Raw genomic sequence first — 8,405 nt, forward strand, 5'->3', positions numbered from 1 at the left:
GATAGCTGCGGGGATCCACCTGTTCCCATGCCGAACACAGCAGTTAAGCCCGCAAACGCCGAAAGTACTTGGGGGGAGGCCCCCTGGGAGGATAGGAAGCCGCTGATTATTATAGGGGTATAGCTCAATTGGTAGAGTAGCGGTCTCCAAAACCGTCGGTTGAGGGTTCAAGTCCTTCTGCCCCTGCCAAAAAGGGATTATATCTGTTAGAGATTTAATCCCTTCCATGACTCGGTAGCTCAGCTGGATAGAGTGACTGACTACGAATCAGTAGGTCTAGGGTTCGAATCCCTACCGGGTCACCATAGAACAGCTCATGCAATTTGTATGAGCTGTTTTTTTGTATACCTAAATGGGCGTAATGATTTTACTTTTGACTGTGTTTCTATTAAAATATATTCAAAAGTCTAAATATATGAGGAGTACTAACATGAAGATTTCAGAGATCGGCGAATTTGGATTCATTGATGCCGTCAAGGAAGGGACCTTGTTTAATCCTTCTTCTGTCGTCGTGGGAATTGGCGACGACGGCGCTGTGTATAAGACGACAGAAGGCATGGAACAAATTGCCGTCATTGATACGATGGTCGAGGGGAGTCATTTCATCATAGGGAAAACGGCTTCCTGGTTTGATGTCGGGTATAAAGCAGTGGCTTCTAATTTAAGCGATATCGCCGCGATGGGAGGCATTCCGACGCACATCGTCCTGTCTACTGCAATTCCTACGGATATGGAAATGGCTGATTTGACGGCGCTGTATGAGGGAATGAAAGACATATGCAAAACCTACGGCGTCAATATTATTGGCGGGGATACGGTTTTGTCTAAAGGCGCGTTAGTCATCACGGTGGCGGCCTTTGGCGAAGTGGAGTCAGGGAAAGCTATTTGCCGCAGCGGAGCTAAGCCGGGCGATGTCGTCGCCGTTTCGCATACGATTGGCGATTCTGCCGGCGGTCTGGATGTACTTCTTCATGGGATAGATGGGTATGCTCATTTGAAAAAAGCTCATCAATTTCCAACGCCGCAGATACAACTGGGACGAGCTTTGGTAGCATATCGTGCCCATAGTTTAAATGACATCAGCGACGGCTTAGCTAGCGAATCCAATGAAATTGCCAAGGCCAGCGGCGTCGATTTGATATTGGATAAAGAGGCGATTCCCTGCAGCGAGGAGCTGCGGCAATGGGCCCAGTCTGTACAGAAAGATATATATGCCTATGTATTTAACGGCGGAGAAGATTATGAGTTGATCTTTACGATGGCTCCCGACGATTTCGAAGCCCTGCGGAGGGAGTATCCCTATGTGACGGCCATTGGGCAGGTATGGCCCGGCAAGGGACAGGTATATGTCCGGCATGAGGGAAAGACGTCTGTATTACAGCCGACTGGTTGGAATCATTTTCATAGATGAGGAGATGCGTCATGATAGATATAGAAACACATTCGGAACAAGATACGATTGCCTTAGGCGCTGCGTTAGGACGAGTTTTAAGCGACGGCGACGTATTAGCGCTGCAGGGGGATTTGGGCGCGGGAAAAACGCATTTTGTCCAAGGCATTGCTAAGGGAATGGGCATCGGTGAGCCCGTCGTCAGTCCGACGTTCACTATATTGAACTATTATGAACATGTCGTTCCGCTGCAGCATTTTGATTTTTATCGTCTGGAAGACGAATATGAATTAGACGACCTGGGGTTTGACGATTACTTGACGAGAGGCGTGACCGTCATCGAGTGGTCGGAAAAATTCCCCGAACGCCTGCCGGAGGACGCGGCTCGCGTTTTTATCGAAAAGAAGGGTTTGACGGAACGCATCTTTCATTTTGAATTTAACGGCGCCCGCTGGGCTGCCGCGGAAAAAGAGGTAGAGTCTTATGTTGTTAGCCATTGAAACATCCAGCCTTGTGTCGAGCGTGGCCCTTTTACATGAGCAGACGCTGCGGGCGGAGCTTACGATACAAGCAAGATTAACCCATTCGGAACAGCTGATGCCGCATATCGCCGATATGCTGGATAAGGCGTCGGTAGGCAAAGCCGATATCGACGGGATTGTCGTATCTATCGGACCGGGGTCTTTTACGGGGCTGCGCATCGGCTTGGCGACGGCTAAGGGATTGGCCTTTGCCTGGCAGACGCCTATTGTCGGCATAGAAACGCCGACGAGTTTGGCTTGGAATTTTGTAGGAAATGCGGATAAAATCTGTCCTCTTATCGACGCGCAGAAGGGGAACGTGTACGCATCGGTATACAAGTGGAACCGGGGCATACTGGAAACGCTGGACGACGTGTCTGTCATGCCGTTGGACGACGTATTGGAACGGCTGCAGCAGCAGGGCGAGCCCGTCGTATTTTGCGGAGACGGCGCCTTGCTGGGCCGGCAGAAGATTGCCGCTGCCAGCGATTTATTCCGCATCGCACCGCCGACGATGGTTATTCCCCGTGCTGGCAGTTTGGCCCTTGCCGGCCAGCAGCGCCTGGCCGCTGGAGAGGCAGACGACTGCATGACCTTGACGCCGGCGTACAAGCGCCGGAGCGAGGCGGAGGTATTGTGGGAAAAACGTCATGGAGGCCAACGGTGCCTATGATTGTAAGAAAAGCAGAAGAGGCTGACGCCCAAGGCATTTTCGACGTAGAGACAGAATCTTTTTCCGTGCCGTGGTCGTTGCAGGCTATAACCAGAGAGCTGGCCAATCCGAATTTGACCATGTATTACGTATTAGCCGATGAAGATGGAACTATCGCCGGATATGCCGGGTTGTGGCGCGTTCTTGACGAAGGGCAGATTACGAACATCGCGCTGAAACAGCAATACCGCCGGCAAGGCTACGGCGAACTGCTGCTGCGGGTCTTAATGGAAGCGGCTTGGGAAGACGGATGCAGCGATATTTTTTTGGAAGTGCGCGTTTCTAATATCGGGGCGTTGCATTTGTACCGCAAATTAGGATATCAGGTCCTGTCAGTACGGAAAAACTATTATTCTGAGCCGGAAGAAGACGCCTACGTAATGGACTGTAAAAAAGAAAATTATCAGTGGATTACCAATTCATATAAAAAGGATGAGTAAGGATGTATACTTTAGCACTGGAAACGAGTTGCGACGAAACGTCGGCCGCCGTCATTCAGGACGGACGGCAGATTCTTTCTAATATCATATCGACGCAGGTGCCGATTCACCGTAAATTCGGCGGCGTCGTCCCGGAAATTGCTTCGCGGCAGCATATCGAATACGTCATGCCGATTATTAAAGAAGCTCTCGATACGGCGCATGTGTCGCTGCAGGAGATAGATCACATTGGCGTTACCTATGGCCCGGGGTTAGTCGGCGCGCTGCTGGTCGGCGTCGCGGCCGCCAAGGCCCTGAGCTTTGCCTTGGATAAGCCCTTGGTCGGCGTCAACCACATGGAGGGACATATTTTTGCCAATTTCCTCAGCCATCCCGAGCTGGAGCCGCCCTTTTTGGCGCTGGTCGTGTCGGGAGGCCACACGCAGCTGGTAAAAATCGAAGGATACAATACGTTTACGCTGCTGGGGCAGACGCGGGACGACGCGGCGGGGGAAGCCTTCGATAAAATTGCCCGCGTCATGGGCTATCCCTATCCTGGCGGCCCGCAGATCGACAAGCTGGCGAAGGACGGAAATCCTGACGCCATTGCATTTCCTAAGGCCCTGCATGAAAAGCATAACTTTGAATTCAGTTTCAGCGGCTTAAAATCGGCGGTGCTGAATTACCTTCATACACAGGAACAGCGAAAGCAGCCCTATGATGTACACGACGTTGCGGCAAGCTTCCAAAAGACCGTAGTGGAAACGCTGGTAGAAAAGACCATGGATGCAGCGGCGTACTGCGGTATGAACAAGATTGCCGTTGCCGGCGGCGTTTCGGCCAACAGCGCCTTAGCCGCGGCGATGGAACAGGCCTGCGCAGCCCACGGGTATTCGTTTTATCGGCCAGAGCCCGTTTTATGTACGGACAACGGGGCGATGATTGGATGCCGGGCTTATTACATGGCCCTGGAAGGGCATTTCGCCGATCTGACGCTCAACGCCAAGCCGGCCTTGGCGATTTCCTCGTATTAAAGAGGTCCTGATTATGTCTTCTATTGAAACGATTTGCCGCAGTGCCAGCGCCTTGTCGGACGTACAAATTCATATTCTAAAAAACAGCGAAGATTTGCTGCAGTTTGCCAGCGACTTATCCCATCGGGAGCTGCTGGTCTTTGTGCCGGGGCAGAAGGCAGGCACGGTAGTCTTGGCGGCGCAGCGCCTTCCGCTGCTGCAGCCGGCGGAAACGCAGGCGAATAGAAAAAAAGCTGGAACAGTCTGCGCCGGGTACGAAGAACCGGTCGTGCTGCAGGTACTGCAGACGGGGCAGATGATGCAAGGCAGCAAAGAGGTAGATTATGGGCGTATTGAGCCGCTGTTCGCCTATCCCTTCGTCGATAACGGCGGGGAAACGATCGCCGTCGTCGCCTTTGTCGGCACGATAGAAAGCAACCGCGATATGCTGACTGAAACGGCTTTTTTGGCTCTGCAGGTCCCCATCGAGAGGGATTTCCGCAAGCTGTACCGCCCCTTATCCGTGCAGGACGGCGTCATCCTCATCAACTGCAACGGCGTCGTGATTTACGCAGACGAAATGGCGGAAAGCATCATGCACATGCGCGGATATTCCGGCATGCTGGTCGGTTCTAATATCTACAACAGCCGGACCAATCTGACCGGCGCGAAGCAGGCCCTGGCGACGCGGGAAGGCTTTGCCGAGGACATTACCTTCGGGGAAGTCGTCGTCACGCGGCGGGTCATTCCTCTGCTGCGGCGCGGCAAGGTATATCGGGTCATAGCTATTTTGACGGAGCGGACTGAGTTGTACCGCAAAGAAGAAGAGCTGATGATCAAGACGTCGGTTATCAAGGAAATTCACCACCGCGTAAAAAATAATTTGCAGACTGTCGCCAGCCTGCTGCGCATGCAGATGCGCAGGACCGAAAGCCGGGAGGCGAAGGATGTGCTGAAGGAAAGCGTAAACCGCATACTCAGCATTTCCTTGGTTCATGAAATTTTATCGCACCACGACGAAGAATCTATTGATATCTGCGTAGTCGCCAAACAGCTGCTGTCGCTGCTGACTCATGGCATGGCCGGGGCGGAATGCCGCGTCAGGACGTCGTTTTCCGGAAACGAGCTGCCCCTGCCGTCGGATATGGCTACGTCGCTGGCGTTAGTGCTGAATGAACTGATTACCAATGCCATCATCCACGGCTTTGAGGGGCTGGACGAAGGGGAAGTGCGCGTCGCCGTGACACAGGCAGGGACGACGTGCACGCTGACCGTCAGCGATACGGGCGTCGGCATGACCTTGCCGCAAGGCGGCGAAGGGCGCAAGCATTTGGGCCTGACAATCGTCCGCACGTTGGTGGAAAAGGATTTAAAAGGAGAGTTGTCGTTTACTCCCGTTGTGCCGCACGGCACGGAAGTACGAATACAGTTTTCTATTGCAGAGAGGGGATAACGAATATGGGGTATCGCGTCGTAATTGGGGACGATGAATCTATCATCCGGCTGGATTTATGCGAAATGCTCGAAGAAGCCGGCCATGTGGTCGTGGGGGAAGCGGCCGACGGCGTGGAAGCGCTGGAATTGGCGCGGAAAGAAAAGCCGGATATCGTATTGCTGGACATCAAAATGCCGCGGCTGGACGGCATCCATGCGGCTAAAATGATCTGCCACGAACGCATTGCGCCGGTTTTGCTGCTGACGGCTTACAGCCAGCAGGACGTCGTCGAGCAAGCCAAGGATTCGGGTGTGCTGGGGTATTTGGTCAAGCCCGTGAGCCCGGTCAACCTGTTTCCTGCCATGGAAATCGCCATATCTCAGTTTAAACGGCAGGAAGAAACGGCGCGGCAGCTCTGGGAAATGAACGAGCGCATAGAGACGAGAAAAGTCGTCGAAAAGGCAAAGGGATACTTGATGGAGCTGTATAAGATATCCGAACAGGAGGCGTATCGCCGCCTGCAGCAATACAGCATGAAAAAGCGCCGTTCGTTAAAATCCGTTGCCGAGGCGGTCGTCGCCAGCGCAGAGCAGCGCCGCGGCGGCTCGACGTAAGGGTTGCGAAAAAAAGAAGACAAAAGTCTTGACTTTTTCACCTTTCATGAGTAATATATATATTGTAATTAGCACTCGGATACAGCGAGTGCTAACAAGATGAAAGATACAGTGTATGATTGAGGAGGAATATAAAATGTTAAAACCGTTAGGAGATCGCGTTGTTATCCGCGTATTGGAACAAGAAGAAAAAACTGCCAGCGGCATCTTTTTGCCTGATACGGCTAAAGAAAAGCCGAGCCAGGGCGAAGTCGTTGCCGTAGGTCCCGGCAAAGTGCAGGACAATGGTAGCCGCGTTGCATTGGATGTAAAAGTCGGCGACAAGATTATTTTCTCCAAATATGCAGGCACGGAAGTCAAATATGAAGGCACTGAATATTTGATCGTCAGCGAACGCGACATCTTGGCTATTTGCTAATTTTATAGAACCTAGATTACTTTACATACAGGAGAGTGTTTAACAATGGCAAAACAGATTTTGTTCAATGAAGAAGCACGCCGCGCTTTGGGCAAAGGCGTCGACGCTTTGGCAAACGCAGTAAAAGTTACGTTGGGACCTAAAGGCCGCAACGTCGTATTGGATAAGAAATTCGGCGCCCCGACGATTACGAACGACGGTGTAACGATTGCCCGCGACATCGAATTGGAAGATCCCTTTGAAAACATGGGCGCACAGCTCGTCAAAGAAGTCGCTACGAAGACGAACGACGTAGCAGGCGACGGCACGACGACGGCTACGCTGCTGGCTCAGGCTATGATCCAGGAAGGCATGCGCAACGTAGCGGCCGGCGCGAACCCGATGATTTTGAAACGGGGCATTGAAAAAGCTGTCGCTAAATTGGTAGAAGAAATCAAACAGCGTTCCATCGCCGTTTCCGATAAAGCTGCTATTGCTCAGGTAGCTTCTATTTCCGCAGGCGACGAAGAAATCGGCGGCCTCATTGCCGACGCTATGGAAAAAGTTGGTAAAGACGGTGTCATCACCGTTGAAGAATCCAAGACGATGGGTACGCAGCTGTCTGTCGTCGAAGGCATGCAGTTCGACCGCGGCTACATTTCCCCGTACATGGTAACGGACCCGGATAAGATGGAAGCCGTTATGACTGAACCGTACATCCTCGTTACGGACCGCAAAATCGCTTCTATTCAGGAAATGCTCCCTGTCCTCGAAAAAGTCGTACAGGCCGGCAAAGAACTCCTCATCATCGCAGAAGACGTAGAAGGCGAAGCGTTGGCTACGTTGGTAGTCAACAAGCTCCGCGGCACCTTCAGAGCCGTTGCCGTTAAGGCTCCGGGCTTCGGCGACCGCCGCAAAGCGATGCTTCAGGATATCGCTATCCTCACCGGCGCTACTGTCATCACAGAAGACGTAGGCCGCAAACTTGACAGCATTACGATGGAAGACCTCGGCACGGCCCGTCAGGTTCGCGTTACGAAGGACGAAACGACGATCGTTGAAGGCCACGGCAACGCTGAAGAAATCAAAAACCGCGTTGCGCAGATCAAAGCGCAGATCGCTGAAACGACGTCTGATTTCGATAAAGAAAAATTGCAGGAACGCTTGGCCAAGATGTCCGGCGGCGTAGCTGTCATCGAAGTCGGCGCTGCAACGGAAGTTGAATTGAAAGATAAGAAGCTTCGCCTCGAAGACGCCTTGAACGCTACGCGCGCAGCTGTTGAAGAAGGCATCGTAGCCGGCGGCGGCACGACGTTCATCGACATTCTCCCGGCTTTGGATGAATTCCATGAAGAAGGCGACGTACAGACGGGCATCAACCTCGTAAAACGCGCTATTGAAGAACCGGTTCGTCAGATTGCTGCCAATGCAGGCTTGGAAGGCTCGGTTATCGTAGCGAAGGTTAAAGCATCCGATAAGGGCGTTGGCTTCAACGCGCTGACGGAAGAATACGTCGACATGGTAAAAGCCGGTATCGTAGACCCGGCTAAGGTTACGCGTACGGCCTTGCAGAACGCTGCTTCCATCGCCGCATTGGTATTGACGACGGAAACGTTGGTTGCAGACAAACCGGAACCGGCTCCGGCAGCCCCGGCAGCTCCCGGCATGGGCGGCATGCCTGGCATGATGTAAGAGTTGTTCTTACCTGTGTAAATGTAATTGCAAAAGCTCTCGTGATTTTTCGCGAGAGCTTTTTTTACGTGCATTTTTCTTGACCTTTCGCTTAAAATTTTATAGGTTAATTGTAAAATGAATTTGAACAGGTAATCAAAAAAACAAAAATCCATAGTGAAGCTTCATGTTAAAATGGTTTTGCGAGAAATCATCAACAAAGGAGCAATCAC

The 8,405-nt window shown here is 52.1% G+C and carries 9 protein-coding genes, 2 tRNA genes and 1 rRNA gene; all 12 read left to right on the forward strand.

Features of this window, described 5'->3' with window-relative positions; all coding sequences use genetic code 11:
- Window positions 1-108, forward strand: a 5S ribosomal RNA gene (rrf, locus tag B5F80_RS10885); the annotation flags it as partial.
- A 5-nt stretch (window positions 109-113) separates the two neighbouring features.
- A tRNA-Trp gene (locus B5F80_RS10890) sits at window positions 114-189 on the forward strand.
- 39 nt (window positions 190-228) lie between these two features.
- Window positions 229-305, forward strand: a tRNA-Arg gene (locus tag B5F80_RS10895).
- A 125-nt stretch (window positions 306-430) separates the two neighbouring features.
- Window positions 431-1,411: a thiamine-phosphate kinase gene (thiL, locus tag B5F80_RS10900; protein ID WP_087478846.1), complete on the forward strand. Its 981-nt coding sequence runs from the start codon at window positions 431-433 to the stop codon at window positions 1,409-1,411.
- Between the two features lie 11 nt (window positions 1,412-1,422).
- Window positions 1,423-1,890: a tRNA (adenosine(37)-N6)-threonylcarbamoyltransferase complex ATPase subunit type 1 TsaE gene (gene tsaE / locus B5F80_RS10905; RefSeq protein ID WP_087478847.1), complete on the forward strand. Its 468-nt coding sequence runs from the start codon at window positions 1,423-1,425 to the stop codon at window positions 1,888-1,890.
- Window positions 1,874-2,584 carry a tRNA (adenosine(37)-N6)-threonylcarbamoyltransferase complex dimerization subunit type 1 TsaB gene (gene tsaB, locus B5F80_RS10910; protein WP_087478848.1) on the forward strand — a complete coding sequence of 237 codons (711 nt, stop codon included), beginning with the start codon at window positions 1,874-1,876 and terminating at the stop codon, window positions 2,582-2,584. Before tsaE ends, tsaB begins: the two co-directional genes overlap by 17 nt.
- Window positions 2,581-3,063, forward strand: coding sequence for a ribosomal protein S18-alanine N-acetyltransferase (gene rimI / locus B5F80_RS10915; protein WP_087478849.1), 483 nt, complete (start codon window positions 2,581-2,583; stop codon window positions 3,061-3,063). Before tsaB ends, rimI begins: the two co-directional genes overlap by 4 nt.
- A 2-nt stretch (window positions 3,064-3,065) precedes the next feature.
- Window positions 3,066-4,076 (forward strand): tRNA (adenosine(37)-N6)-threonylcarbamoyltransferase complex transferase subunit TsaD, encoded by a 1,011-nt coding sequence (tsaD, locus tag B5F80_RS10920; protein WP_087478850.1) that lies wholly within the window; start codon window positions 3,066-3,068, stop codon window positions 4,074-4,076.
- A 13-nt stretch (window positions 4,077-4,089) separates the two neighbouring features.
- On the forward strand, window positions 4,090-5,508 hold the full coding sequence (locus B5F80_RS10925) for a histidine kinase N-terminal domain-containing protein (protein WP_087478851.1): 1,419 nt from the start codon (window positions 4,090-4,092) through the stop codon (window positions 5,506-5,508).
- A 5-nt stretch (window positions 5,509-5,513) separates the two neighbouring features.
- The gene (locus B5F80_RS10930) at window positions 5,514-6,104 is read left to right on the forward strand and encodes a response regulator (protein WP_087478852.1); all 591 of its coding nucleotides are present in this window, start codon (window positions 5,514-5,516) and stop codon (window positions 6,102-6,104) included.
- 136 nt (window positions 6,105-6,240) lie between these two features.
- On the forward strand, window positions 6,241-6,522 hold the full coding sequence (gene groES, locus B5F80_RS10935; RefSeq protein WP_087478853.1) for a co-chaperone GroES: 282 nt from the start codon (window positions 6,241-6,243) through the stop codon (window positions 6,520-6,522).
- Window positions 6,523-6,567: 45 nt separating this feature from the next.
- Window positions 6,568-8,193, forward strand: a complete 1,626-nt coding sequence (gene groL, locus B5F80_RS10940) for a chaperonin GroEL (protein WP_087478854.1) — start codon at window positions 6,568-6,570, stop codon at window positions 8,191-8,193.
- Window positions 8,194-8,405 lie beyond the last annotated feature (212 nt).

The organism is Megasphaera sp. An286 (assembly GCF_002163455.1).
GTDB lineage: Bacteria > Bacillota > Negativicutes > Veillonellales > Megasphaeraceae > Megasphaera > Megasphaera stantonii.

Excerpts from the sequence above, each read along its gene's own strand:
- thiL (WP_087478846.1), top strand. The coding sequence starts at position 431 with ATGAAGATTTCAGAGATCGGCGAATTTGGATTCATTGATGCCGTCAAG.
- tsaE (WP_087478847.1), top strand. The coding sequence starts at position 1,423 with ATGATAGATATAGAAACACATTCGGAACAAGATACGATTGCCTTAGGC.
- tsaB (WP_087478848.1), top strand. The coding sequence starts at position 1,874 with ATGTTGTTAGCCATTGAAACATCCAGCCTTGTGTCGAGCGTGGCCCTT.
- rimI (WP_087478849.1), top strand. The coding sequence starts at position 2,581 with ATGATTGTAAGAAAAGCAGAAGAGGCTGACGCCCAAGGCATTTTCGAC.
- tsaD (WP_087478850.1), top strand. The coding sequence starts at position 3,066 with ATGTATACTTTAGCACTGGAAACGAGTTGCGACGAAACGTCGGCCGCC.
- B5F80_RS10925 (WP_087478851.1), top strand. The coding sequence starts at position 4,090 with ATGTCTTCTATTGAAACGATTTGCCGCAGTGCCAGCGCCTTGTCGGAC.
- B5F80_RS10930 (WP_087478852.1), top strand. The coding sequence starts at position 5,514 with ATGGGGTATCGCGTCGTAATTGGGGACGATGAATCTATCATCCGGCTG.
- groES (WP_087478853.1), top strand. The coding sequence starts at position 6,241 with ATGTTAAAACCGTTAGGAGATCGCGTTGTTATCCGCGTATTGGAACAA.
- groL (WP_087478854.1), top strand. The coding sequence starts at position 6,568 with ATGGCAAAACAGATTTTGTTCAATGAAGAAGCACGCCGCGCTTTGGGC.